Origin of the sequence: Amycolatopsis echigonensis (assembly GCF_014174495.1) — a bacterium.
Taxonomy (GTDB): Bacteria; Actinomycetota; Actinomycetes; order Mycobacteriales; family Pseudonocardiaceae; genus Amycolatopsis; species Amycolatopsis echigonensis.
In genome coordinates, this window is record NZ_JACJHR010000121.1 from 1 (window position 1) to 17,992 (window position 17,992).

Consider the following 17,992-nt stretch of genomic DNA (forward strand, 5'->3'; position numbering starts at 1 on the left):
AACCGGCGAAGTTGGCGGCGCACTTCCGGTCCGCGCGCGTCGTCGGCGAGGTCGACAACCGCCTCGGCGTCCCGAATGCCAGCCAGCACATGCCGATCTGGCTGCTCGACGGCCGCATCGGCAGCTGGGCCGAGATCTGGCCCCAGCTCAAGGACCTCAAGGCGTGAGACTCGAGGACGTCCGGGACGTCAAACTCGACTGGCGGGGTTCGCTGCTGCCGCCGGCCACCCCCGACCCGGACGATCCGCCGGTGCGCTGGCACCGATGGTTCACCTGGATCGAAACCACGGTCGCGTGGATCCTGCTGCTCGTCCCGACCTTGCTGAGCGCGCTGAGCGGCGACGAGACCGCCGGTGCCCGGAACACCACTCTGCTGCTCGCCGCCGGCGCCGCGGTGTGGTTGGGGCTGACGACTGTCGCGCTGAGCGTGAAACTGCGCGACCACCCGATCGCCGCGGCCGCGTTGTTCGCCGGGGTGGTCACCTTCGGCGCGATTCTCCAGTCCCGCGAGACCTACTTCGTCATCTTCATGATCTACGGGTTCTTCGCGGCGATGCGGATGAAGCCGATGCCGGTCGCGGTGCTCGGCGTCGGCATCACCTCGCTGCTGGTCAACACCATGACACTCGGCGGGCCGATCCACGCGCTGTCGGTGTCGCCGGGCATCTGGGGCACCGTGGTGGTCGTGCAGACCACGGCGATCGGCGGTGGCGGCGCGCTCTTCGCCGCGGTGGGCAGGCAGAACCAGGAACGCAAACGGGCGCTCGAGCGCCTGGCCGCGGCCGAGGCGGAGAACCGCGGGCTCCAGCGCCAGCTGCTCACGCAGGCGCGCGAAGCGGGCGTGCTCGACGAGCGGCAGCGGCTGAGTCAGGAAATCCACGACACGCTCGCGCAGGGGTTCACCGGGATCATCACCCAGCTCGAGGCCGCCGCGCAGGCCCGCGACGACGCGGCGGAATGGGAACGCCACCTCGCCGCGGCGACCCAGCTGGCCCGGGAAAACCTCACCGCGGCCCGGCGTTCGGTCGCCGCGCTGCACCCGGAACCGCTCGAAGCCGCGACGCTGCCCGAAGCGCTCTCCGAGGTCGTCCGGCTGTGGAGCGAACGCACCGGCGTGCCCGCGGAGTTCTCGACCACCGGGACCGCCGTCCCGCTGCATCCGGAGCTGGAAGCCACTCTGCTGCGGATCACCCAGGAAGCACTGTCCAATGTGGCCAAACACGCGCGGGCCAGCCGGGCCGGGATCACCCTGTCGTACATGGGCGGCGAGGTGACGCTGGACGCGCGCGACGACGGCGTCGGCTTCGACCTGGCTGGCCCGCCCAGCCCGCCGTCGGCGGAAGGCGGGCACGGCATCCCTGGCATGCGACGGCGCGCGGAACGGCTCGCCGGAACCCTGCACGTCGAGTCCGAGCCGGGCGGCGGCACCGCGCTCTCGGCGCGCCTGCCCGCGATCCCGGCTGCGACACTGGATCCGACCAAGGGGGCCTCATGACCATCACGCTGCTCATCGCCGACGACCACCCGATCGTCCGCGACGGACTGCGCGGCATCTTCACCGGCGAACGCGGCTTCGAGGTGCTGGGCGAGGCCGCGCACGGAGCCGAAGCGGTCACGCTGGCCGAAGCGTTGAAGCCGGACGTCGTGCTGATGGACTTGCGGATGCCCGGCACCGACGGCGTCGCCGCGATCACCGAACTCGCCCGCCTCGGCAACCCGGCGCGCGTGCTCGTGCTGACCACGTACGACACGGATTCCGACGTGCTGCCCGCGATCGAGGCGGGCGCGACCGGCTACCTGCTGAAGGATTCGCCGCGCGAGGAACTGTTCCGCGCCGTCCGCGCCGCCGCCCGCGGCGAGGCGGTCCTCTCCCCCGCCGTCGCGAGCCGGATCATGGGCCAGATGCGCGCGCCGGCTCAGGAACCGTTGTCGCAGCGGGAGATCGAGGTGCTGAACCTCGTCGCGCGCGGGTCGACGAACAAGGAAGCGGCGAAGAAGCTGTTCATCAGCGAGGCGACGGTGAAGACGCATCTGCTGCACGCGTACGCGAAGCTCGGCGTGAAGGACCGCGCGGCCGCGGTGGCAGTGGCTTTCGAACGCGGCTTGCTCGGGTCATAACTCCGGCTCAGCGAGCGTCTCAAGGCGGCTTTGGGGCGCTTTCAGCTCCACAAAGCCAGGGAACGCGATCCAGCCTGTGCGGCGACCGCAGCCACGAATTCCTTGGCAGGCAAGGGATCCAGCCGACGACCGTCCCGGAGCCGGGGCGCGACCGAGTCCGCAGCAGCCTCCCTCGAACCGATCACCGCCTGGTACGGCACCAACCGCCGGTCGCGGATGCGAGCGCTCAGGCTGTCCCGGTCCGCCGGGACGACCTCGGCGCGCAGCCCGGCGTCCATGGCCTGCTCCGCCACCGCCGACGCGGCCGGAAGTTCCGCGTCACCCACCGGAAGCACCGCCACCTGCACCGGCGCCAGCCACGGCGGGAACGCGCCGCCGTGTTCCTCGATCAGCTGTGCCAGCACGCGTTCCAGGCTGCCGAGCACCGCGCGGTGCACCAGCACCGGCCGGCGCGCGCGGCCGTCCGGTCCGATGTATTCGAGTCCGAACCGCTCCGGTTGGTTGAGGTCGATCTGCACGGTGGACAGGCTCGACTCGCGGCCGGAACTGTCGGCGATCTGGACGTCGATCTTCGGGCCGTAGAACGCGGCTTCGCCCGGGCCGCGTTCGTATTCGAGGCCGTCGAGCGCGTCGACGAGCACGTCAGCCGCGCGCTCCCACGCTTCAGCCGCACCGGCGTACTTGCCGCGGTTGTCCGGCAAGGAAAGGCGGTAGCGCGCCGGTTTCAGGCCAAGATCGCCGTACACGCGGCGGATCAGCCCGAGCGCACCCCGCACCTCCGCGCCGGCCTGCTCGGGACGACAGAAAATGTGCGCGTCGTTCAACTGGATCGCCCGCACGCGGCTGAGCCCGCCGAGGACGCCGGACAGTTCGGCCCGGTACATCCCGCCGAGTTCGGCCAGCCGCAGCGGCAGTTCGCGGTGGCTGCGGGCGCGGGAACGGTAGATCAGCGCGTGATGCGGGCACAGGCTCGGCCGCAGCACGATCTGCTCGCCGCCGAGATCCATCGGCGGGAACATGTCGTCGCGGTAATGCGCCCAGTGGCCGGAAAGCTCGTACAGTTCGCGTTTCCCCAGCACCGGCGACGACACGTGCCGGTAGCCGGCGCGGCGTTCGACCTCGCGGACGTACTCCTCCAGCACGTGCCGCACGGCGGCGCCATCGGGCAGCAGATACGGCAGTCCGGCCCCGATCAGCGGGTCGCTACCGAACAGGCCGAGTTCCCGGCCGAGTTTGCGGTGGTCAGGCATGGCGGTCTCCTCACGGAAGGCGAGGCGAGCGCACCGCGGAGCCCGGGGCGCTCGCCCCGGGCTCGATGGCATTCTTCAGCGCGCCGGGACGGGATCCGGCGTCGTCGTGGACTGGGCGCGCTTCATGCCGCGAACGGTAACCCCGCGCCCGGCGGGACCGCACCTGGTTTTCCGGATCAGGGTTTCCAGCCGCTTTCTCCGGCCCACTTCTCCGCGCGCACGAACGCCGCGTTGACCCAGCCCTGCTTCTCCTCCGCGTACTGCTCGACCGTGCCGTCCGCGGAATGCTTGCGCGCCAGCTCTTCCTTCACCGCGGCGTAGCTGTCGCGCTCTTCCGGGTGCGCGCGGATCCAGTCGCGGAACAGCAGCGCGAGCCGCCACGCCGGGGTTTCGGTGGACCGGACGTGCAGGTTCACCGGCCGCTTCGGGTCCGCGCTCTGGTGGAACCGCTTGAGCCACTTCCCGTCGCCGTCCTGCGGATCGTCCCACCATTCGCCTTCGCGGCGCGGGAAACCGGCGTCGGCGAGAGCCTCGGCGAGCGCGTCCGCATCGTCCAAAGAGGACACTGTGAGCTGGAGGTCGAGGACGTCCTTGGCGGGCAGCCCCGGCACCGCGGTGGACCCGATGTGGTCCGCGCGCACCAGCCGCGAACCCGCGATCTGCCGCAGCCGCGCGAGCCGGCGTTCGGCCTGCAGCGGCCAGCTCGTGTCGTACGGCGAGATCACCGGCGAGGCCGGCGGACGCGGTTTGCGGAGCCGGAGGTTCGCCTCGAACGGAACCAGCCGGTCCGCCCACAACGCGTCCACTTCGGCGAGCACGACGTCCGGGGTGCCGCCGTTGTCGAGCCAGACGTCCGCGACGGCGCGACGCTGTTCCTCCGCCGCCTGCGCGCGGATCCGCGCCCGCGCGTCGGCCTCGGGCATGCCCCGCACCTCGACCAGCCGCCGCACCCGCACCTCCACCGGCGCGTCGACCACCAGGACCAGGTGATACGCGGGCGCCAGGTCGTTCTCCACGAGCAGCGGCACGTCGTGCACCACCACCGCGTCGTCCGCGGCCGCGGCCATCAGCTCGCCGATGCGCTGCCCCACCAGCGGATGCACGATCGAGTTCAGCCGCTTGCGCGATGCGTCGTCGGCGAACGCGCGCGCGGCGAGCGCGGGCCGGTCCAGCGAACCGTCCTCGGCGAGGATTTCCTCGCCGAACGCCTCGGTCAACGCCGCCAGCCCGGGCGTGCCGGGCTCCACGACCTCGCGCGCGATGCGGTCCGAATCGATCACGACAGCTCCGTGTTCGGCCAGCCGGTTCGCCACCGTCGACTTCCCCGCACCGATCCCGCCCGTCAGGCCCACTCGCAGCATGGCCACACCTTAACGAGCGCAGTCGTCACCCGCTCAGGCGACACCGGACCCTCTGCACGTGCAAGCGCACAGGTACTCGCACACCCTCCGCGCAAACGCAAGCACATTTTCGGGCGTAGCCGAACTGATGTGGGTGACACGCCGCGCGCCTGCGCTGTTTTCGCGGGTCGAGTGCGTACCGTGCGCGGCGGAAGGGTCGCCCACACGGAGGAACAATGGCGGAGAAGCACGTCGGGAAGCACCGGCTCGGCACCCCGGGCCTGGTGCACTGCGTCGCCTATCGCCAGGTCTCGGACGCACTCGCGGAGTACCGGCGCACGTGGTTCAGCGCGCTGCTCGTGCCCGCGAAGCACAGCCTGGCCGGTCTCCGCCGCCGCGCCCGGGAAGCCGCCCTGGAACACGCCTGGGTGCCTTCGGTTTCGCTGGAACGCGCCTGATCTTCCGCGGGTCCGCCTCCGCCCGCCGGTTCAGACCTCCCGGGTTTCGATCGCGATCTCGTGGCTCAGCGTGCGGTGCACCGGGCATTTGTCCGCGATCTCCAGCAGCCGCGCCCGCTGAGCGTCGTCTAGGTCGCCTTCCAGCGAGATTTCCCGGGTGATCCGGCTGATCATCCCGACTTCGGTCTCGCAGCGCTCGCAGTCGCGGGCGTGGACGCGGTCGTGCCGGAGCCGGACGGTCGTGCGGGTCAGCGGGATTCCCTTGCGGTCGGCATACATTCGCAGCGTCATCGAGGTGCAGGTGCCGAGCGCGGACAGCAACAGGTCATACGGCGTGGGACCGGCGTCCGCGCCGCCCACGCTCTCCGGTTCGTCGGCGAGGAATTCGTGGCCCGCGGTCGTGACACGCTGGGTGTAGCGGCCGCTCCCGGCATCGGTGACGACGACAGTGCCGGGTTCCGGCTGGCTCATGGGAACGGATTCCTTTGCTCGGGGAAGACGTGCTCGATGCGGGCGGTCGCTTGTGGACGGTCCGGGCGCACCGGAACGACGTTCCCAAGAAGCCGTGAATATCGTATCTTCTGCTTGCGAGACGCGGACGCGCTTCCCGCGGAGCACGGGCAAAGGGGGGTGGGAGATGGCCACCCGGCATCTCTCGACGCGGCCGGCGGAGCAGCACAACCGCAGCCGGTTCCTCGACGCGGCGTTGACCGTCCTCACCGAGCGCGGCGTCGCCGGATTGACCGTGCGGGCGGTAGCCGAACAGGCCGGGGCGTCCACGATCACCGTGTACACGCGCTTCGGCGGCCGCACCGGCCTGCTGGACGCGTTGTACGAACGGGCTTTCGACCTGCTGGGCGAGGACCTGCGCGCGGTTCCGCGGTCCGACGGCGACGGGATCGCCGATCTGGTCGAGGTCGCGCTCGCCTACCGCCGGTTCGCGCTGGAGAGCCCGGCCCGCTACGGCCTGATGTTCGAACGCTCCGTGCACGACTACGACCCGGACCCCGCGTTACGGTCCGGAGTGGTCCGCACGAGTTTCGCCGAGTTCGTCGCCAAGATCGAACGAGTCTGCCCGCCGGGCGTCGTCGCGGAGGAATGCGGCTACCTGCTCTGGACCTCGATGCACGGGCTGGTCAGCGTCGAACTGACGATCCGCTCGCAAAGCCCGCTTGACGACTGGTTCCTCAGCCCGGACGAGGCCGTGCACGAAACGATGTACCGCCGCGGCGTCCGGGCGACCATCGACGGGCTGGGCCTGCGCACCTGACCGGCGCGCGCAGCGCCGGAGAGACCGGCTCGCGACCCCTGCCTCGTGGACGAACAAGTCGGCCCCGGTCCGTGCGGACCGGGGCCGATCTTGTCAGAGACTCAGCGAGTCAGACGCTCACGCGCCGCCCGACAGCTTCTCGCGCAGGGCCGCGAGCTGCTCGTCGCTGGCGAGCGTGCCGCCGCTCTTCGCCTCGACCGGAGCGGACGAGGTGTAGCTCTGGTCGCCGCCCTCGATGCCGGTGGCAGCGTCGGCAGCGGCTTCGGCGTCGGCCTCGGCGGCCTTCTTGACCTGGGCCATGTGCTGCTCGTAGCGGGTGTGGGCCTCGGCGTACTGCCGCTCCCACTCCTCGCGCTGCTTGTCGAAGCCTTCCTGCCACTCCTGCGTGTCCGGGTCGAAGCCCTCGGGGTAGATGTAGTTCCCCTCGGCGTCGTACTCGGCGGCCATGCCGTACTGGGTGGGGTCGAACTCGGTCTCCGGCGTGACGCCCTCGTTCGCCTGCTTCAGCGACAGCGAGATGCGACGGCGCTCGAGGTCGATGTCGATGACCTTGACCATGACGTCGCCGTTGACCTGGACGACCTGCTCCGGGATCTCCACGTGGCGCTCGGCCAGCTCGGAGATGTGCACCAGGCCCTCGATGCCCTCCTCGACGCGGACGAACGCGCCGAACGGGACGAGCTTGGTGACCTTGCCCGGCACGATCTGGCCGATCGCGTGGGTGCGGGCGAACTGGCGCCACGGGTCTTCCTGGGTCGCCTTCAGCGACAGCGAGACGCGCTCGCGGTCCATGTCGACGTCCAGGACCTCGACCGTGACCTCCTGGCCGACCTCGACGACCTCGGACGGGTGGTCGATGTGCTTCCAGGACAGCTCGGAGACGTGCACCAGGCCGTCGACGCCGCCCAGGTCCACGAAGGCGCCGAAGTTGACGATGGAGGACACGACACCCTTGCGGACCTGGCCCTTGGCGAGCGCGTTGAGGAACTCGCTGCGCACCTCGGACTGGGTCTGCTCCAGGTAGGCGCGGCGGGACAGGACCACGTTGTTGCGGTTCTTGTCCAGCTCGATGATCTTCGCCTCGAGCTCGCGGCCGACGTAGGGCTGCAGGTCGCGCACGCGGCGCATCTCGACCAGCGACGCGGGCAGGAAGCCGCGCAGGCCGATGTCCAGGATGAGGCCGCCCTTGACGACCTCGATGACGGTGCCCTTGACGGGCTCGTCCTTCTCCTTGAGCTCCTCGATCGTGCCCCAGGCGCGCTCGTACTGCGCGCGCTTCTTGGACAGGATCAGCCGGCCTTCCTTGTCCTCCTTCTGGAGGACGAGGGCTTCGACCTCGTCGCCGACGGCGACAACCTCTGCCGGGTCGACATCGTGCTTGATGGACAGCTCGCGCGAGGGGATGACGCCCTCGGTCTTGTACCCGATGTCGAGCAGGACCTCGTCGCGGTCGACCTTGACGATGGTGCCTTCGACGATGTCCCCATCGTTGAAGTACTTGATCGTCTTGTCGATAGCCGCGAGGAAGTCTTCCTCCGACCCGATGTCGTTGATGGCGACCTGCGGGGCCCCGGTCGGGGCGGTCGGGGCGGTGGCGGTGTCGGTGGTCATTAGGCGGGTTGCTCCGGTGGATGGGTGTCGTAGGTGGATGTGAAGTTGGCTACCGGCGGTGCACGCGGCGGGCCCCGCAGTCATGGCATGCGGCGACCCTGCTCAAACGTCCGGCGACCAAACGTTCCACCAGTGAACGACCGCGGCATGACCCGCTGACGATGCGCGGCCCCGGTGGGTAGTCACCCAGGCAGCGCGAACCCCACTGCGCTAACACGTATCGTACGCGGGCCCCTCCGGGGGACACAATCAGGGTCGCCCTCGGCTCCCGGTACCTTCCGGACAACGTTTCCGCCGGTCCGGGCATTCCCCGCGCCCAGCCGGCGCCACCGGGAGAGGAGACCGGCATGCCCGAGCCCGCAGCGGCCCCGGCGGCCCTGTCCGGCGACCGCCACGCGAGCGCCGAAGAACGGCTCGGCACCGTCGGCGTCGCGCACCGCGAGGTCGGCCGGAACGAGGCGGAAGCGGCGAACCTGGCCTGGTGGGACGCGGACGCCGACGACTACCAGGCTGCCCACGGCGGATTCCTCGGCGACGCCGATTTCGTCTGGTGCCCGGAGGGCGTGCGCGAGGAGGACGCGCGGCTGCTCGGCGACGTGCGCGGCAAGCGAGTGCTCGAAGTCGGATGCGGACAGGCGGCGTGCTCGCGCTGGCTCGCGTCCGCCGGAGCCGAGCCCGTCGCCACCGACCTGTCCGGCGGCATGCTGCGGCACGCCCGCGAGGGGAACGCCCGCACCGGCGCGACGGTCCCCCTCGTGCAGGCGAACGCCGAGCGGCTGCCGTTCGCCGCGGCCAGTTTCGACATCGCGTGCTCCGCGTTCGGCGCGCTCCCCTTCGTTCCGTCGCTGGACACCGTGTTCGGCGAAGTGCGCCGGGTGCTGCGCCCGGGCGCGCCGTGGGTGTTCTCGGTGACCCACCCGATGCGGTGGATCTTCCCGGACGATCCCGGGCCGCAGGGACTCACCGCGACCCAGCCGTACTTCGACCGCACGCCGTACGTCGAAGTGGACGACGACGGCACGGCGACTTACGTCGAATACCACCGCACGCTCGGCGACTACGTGCGCGCGCTCGCCGCCGCGGGCTTCGCGCTGGAGGACCTCGTCGAGCCGGAATGGCCGCCGGGCCACACGCGCACCTGGGGCCAGTGGAGCCCGCTGCGCGGCAGGCTGTTCCCCGGCACCGCGATTTTCCGCACGCGCCGCGACTGACCGGCTACGCTGCGCCGGTGAGCTCCGCAGGCCGATTCGCCGAACTCGACCCGCTCCTGCCGCCGCCCGTCCCGCTCGCGAGCGGCGACCGGCTGCGCGCGGTGACCGCGTCCGGCGCGCAGGTGTCCGCGATGCTCCAGCGCTACCGGCACGGTCCGGGCGACGCTCCCCTGCTGTGGTCGGCGGCCGAGGTGTGGCAGCTGTTCCCGGATCCGGAGACGGCGGGCACCGAAGCGTTCGACGCGCTGCTCGGCGCGCTGCGGTCCCAAGTGGACACTGAAGCGCCGGGCGCGGATTCGGCGTGCGTCGTCAACTGGCCGAGCCGCGACGCCGAAGCCATCCGGGCTTTTCTCGACCACGGGCTGGTTCCGTTGTCCGCATTGGCCGTTCGGCCGGCCGTCGCACCGGAAGAAATCGCCGCGGACGCGTCGATCCGCCTCGCCGGACCGGACGACTACCCCGCGGCGCTGGCGTTGTGCACGGCGACATTCGACTACACCGGCCTTGTCGCGCACCGGAAACGCGAGCAGACCGCGGAACTGCTCGGTCCGGCGCTGCGCCGTGCGCTCGGCGAGAAGGCGACCTGGCTCGCCGAGGCCGACGGCGAAGTCGCCGCGCTCGCGCAATGCGACTGGGTGGAATCCGTGCCCGGGAACGAGGCCGCCGAACTGCTCCCGACCGGACGCTGGGGGTACGTGAACAACGTCGTCACCGCGCCGGCCAGCCGCGGCCGCGGGATCGGCCGCGCGCTGATGGCCCACGCGCACCGCGAACTGCTGAACCAGGGCGCGACCGGCACCTACCTCTATTACAACCCGACCAATCCCCTGTCGTCGGTGTTCTGGCACCGGCAGGGCTACCGGCCGCTGTGGACGTCCTGGGAGGCGCACCCCGCGTGGGCCTTGCGCTGAACCGGCCGCTCTTTGGTGTGACGTGCGGCGAGCCGCCTTGCCGACCGCCCCAGGTCAGGTCTAGCTTTTGAACTGACTGGTCAGTTCAAAAATCCGTGGAGTGTGTCCTGTGCAGGTCCGTGCCGACCGGGTGTCCCTGAAGGGTCCCCACGGCCCCTTGTTGCCGTCGACTTCGCTCACCGTCGAGGAGGGCTGCCTCACCGTCGTGCACGGCGAACCGGGCGTCGGCATCACCGCGCTGGCGCTGGCGCTCGCCGGACGGCTGAAGCCGACCACCGGCACCGTGACCGCCGATCCGGAGGGCGACTTGCGGCGGCTCGTCGCCGTGGTGGACTCGCCGGGGGTCAGCGAGCCGGACGAGGCCTTGCCGCTGCGCGTCGTGACCGGCGAGGAGCTGGCGCTCGCACACCGTCCTTCCAGCAAGGATGCTGTCACGGCTTGGCTCTCCCAGCACGACGCTGCTCCGTACGCCGACAGCCGGTTCGAGAATCTCGAGCCCGCGCTGCGCATCCGGTTGCTCACCGCGCTGGCCGCCGAACGCGAGGGCGTGCGCGTGCTCGTTCTCGACGTGCCCGACCGGCACACCAGCGACGTCGAGCTCTGGGCCGCGGTCGCGAGGGAGCACGCCGCCCGCGGGTTCGCGGTGGCCGTGCTGGCCGCGACGACGCCGGAGTCGGCGCTCCCCTTCCCGCCCGCCAAGGTCGGCGAGGTCGAGCAACCGGACCCGGTCCGGCTGTACGCCCCGCCGGAACCCGCGGAAGCCGAGCAGACCCAGCAGCTCGCGGAAACCGCCGAACTGACCGCCGAAACCGAGAACTCCGAGGGAGACCGGGCATGACCACCCCCCACAAGCGGGCCGGCGGACTGAACGCGTTCCGGATCGCGGGCAACGAGCTGCGCAGGCTGTCCACCGGGACGCTGCCGAAGCTCGCCATGTTCGCGCTCGTGATGGTGCCGCTGCTGTACGCGTCGTTCTACCTCTACGCGAACTACGATCCGTACGGCCGGCTCGACAAGCTGCCCGCCGCGGTGTTCACCGAGGACGCGGGCGCGAAGGACTCCAGCGGCGCCGTACGCAACGTCGGCCGCGAGGTCACCGACGAACTGGTGAAGTCCGGCACCTTCCAGTGGCATCAAGTGTCCGAAAAGGACGCTCGGGACGGCGTGCGGGACGACAAGTACTCGTTCGCCATCGGCATCCCGCACGACTTCTCGAAGGCGCTGCTGTCGTCCGGCAATTTCGAGCCGCAGCAGGCGACCATCACGCTCACCACCAACGACGCCAACAACTATCTGGCCGGCACCATCGCGAAACAGGTGGCCGACCAGGTCCGCAAGACGATCGCGGAGAAGGTGGGCAGCGAGGCCGCGGACAAGTTCCTCGTCGGCTTCTCCACCATCTACGGCAAGATCTCCGAGGCCACCGACGGCGCGACGAAGCTCGCCGACGGGGCGGCGAAACTCCAGACGGGGCAGCATCAGCTGGCCGACGGGGCGAGCCAGCTCGCGTCCGGGTCGGCCAGCCTCGCCACCGGGCTCGGCACGCTGAAATCGAGCACCGCGCAGCTGCCGAGCCAGACCCAGAAGCTCGCCGACGGGGCCGGCCAGGTGGCCGACGGCAACCAGAAGATCGCCGATGCCGCTTCGGCGGCGGCTTCCGCGTCCGGCGATCTGCAGGGCCGTCTCGACAGCTACCGCGCCCAGCTGAACACCCAGCTGCACGACGCCGGGCTCTCCGACAGCCAGGTGAACGACATCCTGTCCCGCCTCGACCAGCTGCGCACCCCGGTCAACGACGCGAACGGGAAGATCCAGTCGGCCAACGGCGACGTGCAGAAGCTGGCCAGCGGCGCGCGGCAGGTGTCCGACGGGGCGCACCAGCTGGCTTCGGCCTCGCCGCAGCTGGCCAACGGGATCGCGCAGGCGTCCGACGGAGCGAACCAGCTGCGCGACGGTTCGGCGAAGCTCAACGACGGCGAGAAGACCGCGGTCACCGGCACCGACCAGCTCGCCGACGGTTCGGCGAAGCTCCGCGACGGACTGGCCGCCGGCCTGAAGCAGATCCCGAACCCGGACGACCCGACCCGGACCGCCACCGCGAACACGATCGCCGACCCGGTCGCGGTCACGTCGAACGGGGTCGCGTCGGCGGGCACCTACGGCGCCGGGCTCGCGCCGTTCTTCATTTCGCTGGCCACCTGGATCGGCGCGTTCGTGCTGTTCCTGCTGATCCGCCCGCTGTCGACGCGCGCGCTCACCGCCGGCGCGTCGCCGCTGCGGGTCGCGCTCGGCGGCTGGATGTCCTCGGCCGTGCTGGGGCTGGGACAGGTGATCGTGCTGTTCGCCGCGGTGACCTGGCTGGTCGGCATCCACGTGGCGCATCCGTTGGGCGCGATCGGCTTCGCGTGTCTGGTGTCGCTGGCCTTCACGTCGATCGTGCACGCGCTGAACGCGCTCTTCGGCGCGGTCGGCAAGTTCCTCGGGCTCGTGCTGCTGGTGCTGCAGCTGGTGAGCGCGGGCGGCACGTTCCCGTGGCAGACGATCCCGGACGCGCTCTATCCGCTGCACATAGTGCTGCCCATGGGCTACGCCATCGACGGGTTCCGGCACCTGCTGTACACCGGCGCGTCGATGCAGATCCTCGGCGACATCGGGGTGCTGGTGGCCTACCTCGTCGGCGGGATCCTGCTGTCCACTCTCGCGGCGCGCAAACACCGAGTGTGGTCGGTCTCGGCGCTCAAGCCCGAGCTGAGCCTGTGAGAGAGGCGACCAAACAGAAGCTCTTCGAGGCCACCCTGCGGCTTTCGGCCAGCCGCGGCCTCGTCGGGCTGACGGTCGACGACATCGCGGCCGAGGCCGGGGTCGCCAAGGGGACCGTCTACTACAACTTCGGTTCCAAGGACGGGCTCGTCGACGCACTGCTCCGGTTCGGCGTGGATCTGCTCGCCGGGCGGCTGCGGGCGGCCGGGACGGACGACGATCCGCTGGCGGTGATCGAGGCCCAGGTCGACACGACGCTGGAGTTCATCGCGGAGCACCCGGGGTTTTCGCAGATCGTGGTCAGCGAGTTGTGGCATACGCCGGGACGGTGGCACGACACGCTGGCGTTGCTGCGGGAGGAACTGATCGCGGTGGTGAAGGCGCAGCTGGAACGGCTGGACGCGGCCGGCCGGTTGCCCCCCGGGCTGGACATCGCCACGGCTGCGGCGGGGCTGTTCGGGACGATGCTGGTGGTGGCGCTGGACTGGCAGGTCTTTCATCCGGCGCGATCCCGGGCCGACGTGCTGGAGTCGGTGATGGTGCTGATCCGCGGGTTGAAGAGGTGACGTGAGGGGGCCCGGCTCCGGTGCCGGGCCCCTGGGTGCGGCGCGGTGCGGCTAGTGGCAGTTGGCGCAGCAGCCGCAGCCCTTGCCGGTGCAGGCGGAGCAGCATCCGTGCCGCAGGACGGTCTGGAACAGGCGCTTGATCATGCTCGGTCCTTCCGCTTCGATCTACCTCTGCGCATATGACGCTAGGTGCGGGCTCGGGAGCGGGGGTACCGCTGACTGGGCGGGTGAATCTTGACTCGTTGGGGTGTCGTCGGGTGTCGGCTCGTCGGGGGTGTCGGCTCGTCGGGGGTGTCTCGTTCGGGGTCGGCTCGTCGCCTGGCGGCGACATTGCGGCTTGTCCTCGGGGGCGGGCACCCCGAAGCTGATTGTGCTGACGGTCTGAGGGTGGTTGTCAAGGCGGGAAAGATGCCTTGACAACCACCCTCAGACCGCAGGGAAGGCTTCGTATCGGGGTGCAGGGCGGGGGCTGGGTGCCTCGATCGTTGGGTGCGTCTGTTGCGGATTGGTGCTGGGTGCGCGATCGCGTTCACTGTCTACAAGGGACGTTCAGCCATGCTGCGGGCGGGATGCCTTTGTGGGTGTCTTCCGGCCGTCTTGGGAGGGTTTCGGGTTGTGGTCTCCGGCAGGAGGTCGGGGGCGTCGCAGCGGACTGGTTTCTTGAGGAGCTTGTCTGCTGGAGGTCGGCGGCAAGACTTGTTCTACCGCGCGCGTACCAGCCAGTGGGCTTCGATGCCGGTCTTCTCCTCGATCTGGTGAAGGCCGCGCTTCGCGCTTTCGGTGCACGCTCCGAGTACGTCGAGGGCACCGCGGACCCGCGACCGGCCCGCCGGATCCGGGTGCGCACGCCGCTGACTCGTGTCCGGTCTAACGGACCGGCCGCCGATCTCGGTCCGAGTGCGATACCCGCGCGCAACCCTCTAGCCCGGGGCCGATCGGCGACCCCGGGCCGGGCTTCTCAGCTCAGTGTGCGGCCTCGTTCCACGAACGCCCGTAGCCGACCGACACTTCCAGCGGCACTGTCAGTTCGGCGGCCGAGCCCATGCCTTCGCGGACCAGTTTCTCGACGTCCGCGCGCTCGCCGTCGGCGATTTCCAGGACCAGTTCGTCGTGGACCTGCAGCAGCACGCGGCTGCGGGCGCCCGCTTCGGCTAGGGCGCGGTGCACGTTCAGCATCGCCACCTTGATGATGTCGGCCGCGCTGCCCTGGATCGGGGCGTTCAGCGCCATCCGCTCGGCCATTTCGCGGCGCTGCCGGTTGTCGCTGTTCAAGTCCGGCAGGTAGCGGCGGCGGCCGAAGATCGTCTCGGTGTACCCGCGCTTCGCGGCCTCGCCGACGACCGACTGCAGGTAGTCGCGCACCCCGCCGAACCGCGAGAAGTACGCCTCCATCTGCTCTTTCGCGTCTTCCGTCGAGATCTTCAGCTGCTGCGACAGGCCATACGCCGACAATCCGTACGCCAGCCCGTACGACATCGCCTTGACGCGGTAGCGCTGTTCCGGCGTGATTTCCGCGGCGGGCACGGAAAACGCGCGCGACGCGACGAACGTGTGCAGGTCCTCGCCGCTGTTGAAGGCCTCGATGAGACCCTCGTCCTTCGACAGGTGCGCCATGATCCGCATTTCGATCTGGCTGTAGTCCGCGGTCATCAGCTCGGCGTAGCCGTCACCGACCACGAACGCGTCGCGGATGCGCCTGCCTTCCTCGGTGCGCACCGGGATGTTCTGCAGGTTCGGCTCGATCGACGACAGCCGTCCGGTGGCCGCGATCGTCTGTTGCAGCGTGGTGTGGATGCGGCCGTCGTCGGCAACCGACTTGATCAGGCCCTCGACCGTGGTGCGCAGCCGCGTCGCGTCGCGGTGCTCCAGCATGTGCTGCAGGAACGGGTGCTCGGTCTTCTCGAACAGCGACTGCAGCGCGTCCGCGTCGGTGGTGTAGCCGGTCTTGGTGCGCTTGGTCTTCGGCATGCCCAGCTCGTCGAACAGCACCACCTGCAGCTGCTTCGGCGAACCGAGGTTGATCTGCTTGCCGATCACCTCGTACGCGGACTCCGCGGCCTGCGTGACCCGGCTGAGGTAGTGCGCCTCCAGCTCGGTGAGCTGGTCGACGTCGACCGCGATGCCCGCCGCCTCCAGTTCGGTGATCACTTCGAGCAGCGGCAGTTCCAGCTCGGCCAGCAGCTTCGCGCCGCCGAGCTCCTCCAGCTCGGCGGCGAGCGCGCCGGCCAGCTCGAAGACCGCGCGGGCCTTCACCAGCTCGGCGGAGATTTCCTTCTGCTCCAGCTCGTCCGCGCCGCCGTCGAGCAGCGACAGCTGACCGTCGCCCTCGCCTGCTTCCGAGCGCAGCTCGCGGTGCAGGTAACGCAGGGCCAGGTCGTCCAGCCCGAACGTGCGCTGTCCCGGCCGGGCGAGGTACGCCGCCAGCGCGGTGTCCATGCTCAGCCCGCCGAACGTCCAGCCGCGGGCGCGCACCGCGTGCAGCGGCACCTTCAGGTCGTGGCCGATCTTGCGGATCTTCGGGTCCGCCAGCCAGGCCGACAGCGCCCGGTCGTCCGCCTCGTCCATCGCGGTGACGTCGATGTACGCGCCCTCGCCGTCGGCCGTCGCGAAGGCGACCGCCTTGAGATCGGAACGGACCGACGAGCCGGTCGTCCGGAACGACAGCGCGACCGGTTCGGCCGCACCGGCGTGCGCTTCGAGCCACGCGCCGAGCGCGCCCGGCACGAGCGCGGAGCCGGACACCTCGAAGCCCTCGTCGGCCTCCGGTTCGGCGCTGGTCAGGGTTTCGAAAAGCCGGTCGCGCAGAACGCGGAACTCCAGCTCGTCGAAGAGCCGGTGCACCGCCTCGCGGTTCCACGGGCGCAGCTCCAGCTGGTCCGGCGCGGACTCCAGCGGCACGTCGCGGACCAGTTCGGTGAGCTGGCGGTTGAGCTGGACCGACGAGAGGTGCTCGCGCAGCGCGTCGCCGACCTTGCCCTTGACCTCGTCGACCCGGTCGATCAGGTCGGCCAGCGTGCCGAACTGCCGGATCCACTTGGCCGCCGTCTTCTCCCCCACGCCGGGGATGCCGGGCAGGTTGTCCGACGGGTCGCCGCGCAGGGCCGCGAAGTCCGGGTACTGGGTCGGCGTGAGGCCGTATTTCTCCTCCACCGCGTCCGGCGTGAACCGCACGAGGTCGGAGACGCCCCGCTTCGGGTACAAAACGGTCACCCGGTCGGTGACGAGCTGCAACGCATCGCGGTCGCCCGTACAGATCAGGACGTCGTAGTCGTCGCCCGCCTGCGTGGTGAGCGTGGCGATGACGTCGTCGGCCTCGTAGTTCTCCTTCGTCAGCGAAGGGATGCCGAGCACGTCGAGCACCTCTTTGACCAGATCGACCTGGCCGCGGAACTCGTCCGGCGTGGTGCTGCGGTTGGCCTTGTAGTCGGCGTACGTCTCCGACCGGAACGTCTTGCGCGACAGGTCGAACGCCACGGCGAGATGCGTCGGCTTCTCGTCGCGCAGCAGGTTGATGAGCATCGAGGTGAAGCCGAAGACCGCGTTGGTGACCTGCCCGGTCTTCGTGCGGAAATTCTCCGCGGGCAGGGCGAAGAAGGCGCGGTAGGCCATCGAATGGCCGTCGATCAGCAGCAGCCGCGGGCGGTCGTGCGCGGCGGCGGCGCCTGTGGCGTTGGCAACGGTTCGGTTCTCGGTCGGGCTCACGGGGGCGAGTCTAGGGTGAGGGTCTGACACTCTTGCGTGTCGCATACGGTTGAGGAGCAGAGAGTGACCGAGCAGACGGCGGAAATCACGCCGGGCCAGTTCGGGGGCGTCGACCCCGCGGCCGCAGGACAGCAGCTGAACGACAAGATCGGGCTGAAGCTCGTCGAGATGACTCCCGAGCGGGTCGTCGGCACGATCCCCGTCGAAGGCAACCTCCAGCCCTACGGGCTCCTGCACGGCGGCGCGAACGCCACCGTCGCCGAAGCGCTGGGCTCGGTGCTCGCCGCGCTCAACGCGGGCCCGGAACGCGCCGCGATGGGCCTGGAACTGTCCTGCACCCACCACCGCGCGGTCCGCTCCGGCACCGTGACCGGAGTCGCGACCCCGCTGCACGTCGGCCGCGGCACCATCACGTCCGAAATCGTCCTGACCGACGACGAAGGCCGCCGCACCTGCACCGCGAGGCTGACCTGCGTGGTCCGCGACCGCCCACCGCGTTGATTGCCGAGGCTCCGCCGAGGCGCCGAGATCACAGTGTTCAATTGCCCCGGCTCCGCCGGGGCGCCGAGATCGCAGTGTTCAATTGCCCCGGCTCCGCCGGGGCGCCGAGATCGCCTTCAAGCCGGTCTCTTCCCGCCTGATTCACCCGGCCCCGGGGGGCCGAGCGAACCAGGCGGGAAGAGACCGGCGCGATCTCGGTGTCGGCGGAGTTTCGTTGAGGGGCTTTACGGGTTACCTGCCCAACCGCAGCCAGCGCACCCAACGAACGAGGCACCCACACCTCCCCCGCACCCC

The 17,992-nt window shown here is 70.3% G+C and carries 15 protein-coding genes; 10 read left to right on the plus strand and 5 right to left on the minus strand.

What is annotated here, in order from left to right; translation table 11 throughout:
* Positions 1–163: 163 nt before the first annotated feature.
* Positions 164–1,495: a sensor histidine kinase gene (locus tag H5411_RS42440; RefSeq protein WP_312878733.1), complete on the plus strand. Its 1,332-nt coding sequence runs from the start codon at positions 164–166 to the stop codon at positions 1,493–1,495.
* Positions 1,492–2,118 (plus strand): response regulator, encoded by a 627-nt coding sequence (locus H5411_RS42445; protein ID WP_009079732.1) that lies wholly within the window; start codon positions 1,492–1,494, stop codon positions 2,116–2,118. Before H5411_RS42440 ends, H5411_RS42445 begins: the two co-directional genes overlap by 4 nt.
* Before the next feature lie 41 nt (positions 2,119–2,159).
* Here the strand turns inward: H5411_RS42445 and thrS are convergent, their stop codons facing one another.
* Complete coding sequence (gene thrS / locus H5411_RS42450) at positions 2,160–3,440, minus strand: threonine--tRNA ligase (protein ID WP_183127253.1); 1,281 nt, start codon at positions 3,438–3,440, stop codon at positions 2,160–2,162.
* A gap of 104 nt (positions 3,441–3,544) precedes the next feature.
* Positions 3,545–4,729 (minus strand): dephospho-CoA kinase, encoded by a 1,185-nt coding sequence (gene coaE / locus H5411_RS42455; RefSeq protein WP_183127255.1) that lies wholly within the window; start codon positions 4,727–4,729, stop codon positions 3,545–3,547.
* A 215-nt stretch (positions 4,730–4,944) separates the two neighbouring features.
* On the opposite strand from coaE, the gene H5411_RS42460 reads away from it, so the two are divergent.
* Positions 4,945–5,166 carry a hypothetical protein gene (locus tag H5411_RS42460; RefSeq protein ID WP_183127258.1) on the plus strand — a complete coding sequence of 74 codons (222 nt, stop codon included), beginning with the start codon at positions 4,945–4,947 and terminating at the stop codon, positions 5,164–5,166.
* A 30-nt stretch (positions 5,167–5,196) separates the two neighbouring features.
* Here the strand turns inward: H5411_RS42460 and H5411_RS42465 are convergent, their stop codons facing one another.
* Entirely contained in the window at positions 5,197–5,637 is a 441-nt protein-coding gene (locus H5411_RS42465) for an OsmC family protein (protein WP_183127260.1), read from the minus strand.
* 166 nt (positions 5,638–5,803) lie between these two features.
* Between H5411_RS42465 and H5411_RS42470 the strand changes: the two genes are divergently transcribed.
* Entirely contained in the window at positions 5,804–6,436 is a 633-nt protein-coding gene (locus tag H5411_RS42470) for a TetR/AcrR family transcriptional regulator (protein ID WP_183127262.1), read from the plus strand.
* A gap of 117 nt (positions 6,437–6,553) precedes the next feature.
* Here the strand turns inward: H5411_RS42470 and rpsA are convergent, their stop codons facing one another.
* Positions 6,554–8,047 carry a 30S ribosomal protein S1 gene (rpsA, locus tag H5411_RS42475; RefSeq protein ID WP_101439322.1) on the minus strand — a complete coding sequence of 498 codons (1,494 nt, stop codon included), beginning with the start codon at positions 8,045–8,047 and terminating at the stop codon, positions 6,554–6,556.
* A 347-nt stretch (positions 8,048–8,394) separates the two neighbouring features.
* Here rpsA and H5411_RS42480 point away from each other — a divergent pair, with 347 nt between their 5' ends.
* The 5 genes from H5411_RS42480 to H5411_RS42500 all read left to right on the plus strand — a co-directional run bounded on the left by H5411_RS42480 (position 8,395) and on the right by H5411_RS42500 (position 13,495).
* Positions 8,395–9,258, plus strand: coding sequence for a class I SAM-dependent methyltransferase (locus tag H5411_RS42480; protein ID WP_183127264.1), 864 nt, complete (start codon positions 8,395–8,397; stop codon positions 9,256–9,258).
* 17 nt (positions 9,259–9,275) lie between these two features.
* The gene (locus H5411_RS42485; protein WP_312878734.1) at positions 9,276–10,169 is read left to right on the plus strand and encodes a GNAT family N-acetyltransferase; all 894 of its coding nucleotides are present in this window, start codon (positions 9,276–9,278) and stop codon (positions 10,167–10,169) included.
* 109 nt (positions 10,170–10,278) lie between these two features.
* On the plus strand, positions 10,279–11,007 hold the full coding sequence (locus H5411_RS42490; protein WP_183127266.1) for an ABC transporter ATP-binding protein: 729 nt from the start codon (positions 10,279–10,281) through the stop codon (positions 11,005–11,007).
* Between the two features lie 26 nt (positions 11,008–11,033).
* Positions 11,034–12,929 (plus strand): YhgE/Pip domain-containing protein, encoded by a 1,896-nt coding sequence (locus tag H5411_RS42495; protein ID WP_183127277.1) that lies wholly within the window; start codon positions 11,034–11,036, stop codon positions 12,927–12,929.
* Positions 12,926–13,495, plus strand: a complete 570-nt coding sequence (locus tag H5411_RS42500; RefSeq protein WP_183127268.1) for a TetR/AcrR family transcriptional regulator — start codon at positions 12,926–12,928, stop codon at positions 13,493–13,495. Before H5411_RS42495 ends, H5411_RS42500 begins: the two co-directional genes overlap by 4 nt.
* 963 nt (positions 13,496–14,458) lie before the next feature.
* Here the strand turns inward: H5411_RS42500 and polA are convergent.
* Positions 14,459–17,197 carry a DNA polymerase I gene (gene polA / locus H5411_RS42505; protein WP_183127270.1) on the minus strand — a complete coding sequence of 913 codons (2,739 nt, stop codon included), beginning with the start codon at positions 17,195–17,197 and terminating at the stop codon, positions 14,459–14,461.
* A gap of 63 nt (positions 17,198–17,260) precedes the next feature.
* On the opposite strand from polA, the gene H5411_RS42510 reads away from it, so the two are divergent.
* Positions 17,261–17,698: a PaaI family thioesterase gene (locus H5411_RS42510; protein ID WP_101439317.1), complete on the plus strand. Its 438-nt coding sequence runs from the start codon at positions 17,261–17,263 to the stop codon at positions 17,696–17,698.
* Positions 17,699–17,992: the final 294 nt, after the last annotated feature.

Bases quoted from the DNA above. Each gene is read 5' to 3' on its own strand.
- H5411_RS42460 (WP_183127258.1), top strand. From the start codon at position 4,945: ATGGCGGAGAAGCACGTCGGGAAGCACCGGCTCGGCACCCCGGGCCTG.
- thrS (WP_183127253.1), bottom strand. From the start codon at position 3,440: ATGCCATCGAGCCCGGGGCGAGCGCCCCGGGCTCCGCGGTGCGCTCGC.
- H5411_RS42445 (WP_009079732.1), top strand. From the start codon at position 1,492: ATGACCATCACGCTGCTCATCGCCGACGACCACCCGATCGTCCGCGAC.
- coaE (WP_183127255.1), bottom strand. From the start codon at position 4,729: ATGCTGCGAGTGGGCCTGACGGGCGGGATCGGTGCGGGGAAGTCGACG.
- H5411_RS42480 (WP_183127264.1), top strand. From the start codon at position 8,395: ATGCCCGAGCCCGCAGCGGCCCCGGCGGCCCTGTCCGGCGACCGCCAC.
- H5411_RS42470 (WP_183127262.1), top strand. From the start codon at position 5,804: ATGGCCACCCGGCATCTCTCGACGCGGCCGGCGGAGCAGCACAACCGC.
- H5411_RS42465 (WP_183127260.1), bottom strand. From the start codon at position 5,637: ATGAGCCAGCCGGAACCCGGCACTGTCGTCGTCACCGATGCCGGGAGC.
- rpsA (WP_101439322.1), bottom strand. From the start codon at position 8,047: ATGACCACCGACACCGCCACCGCCCCGACCGCCCCGACCGGGGCCCCG.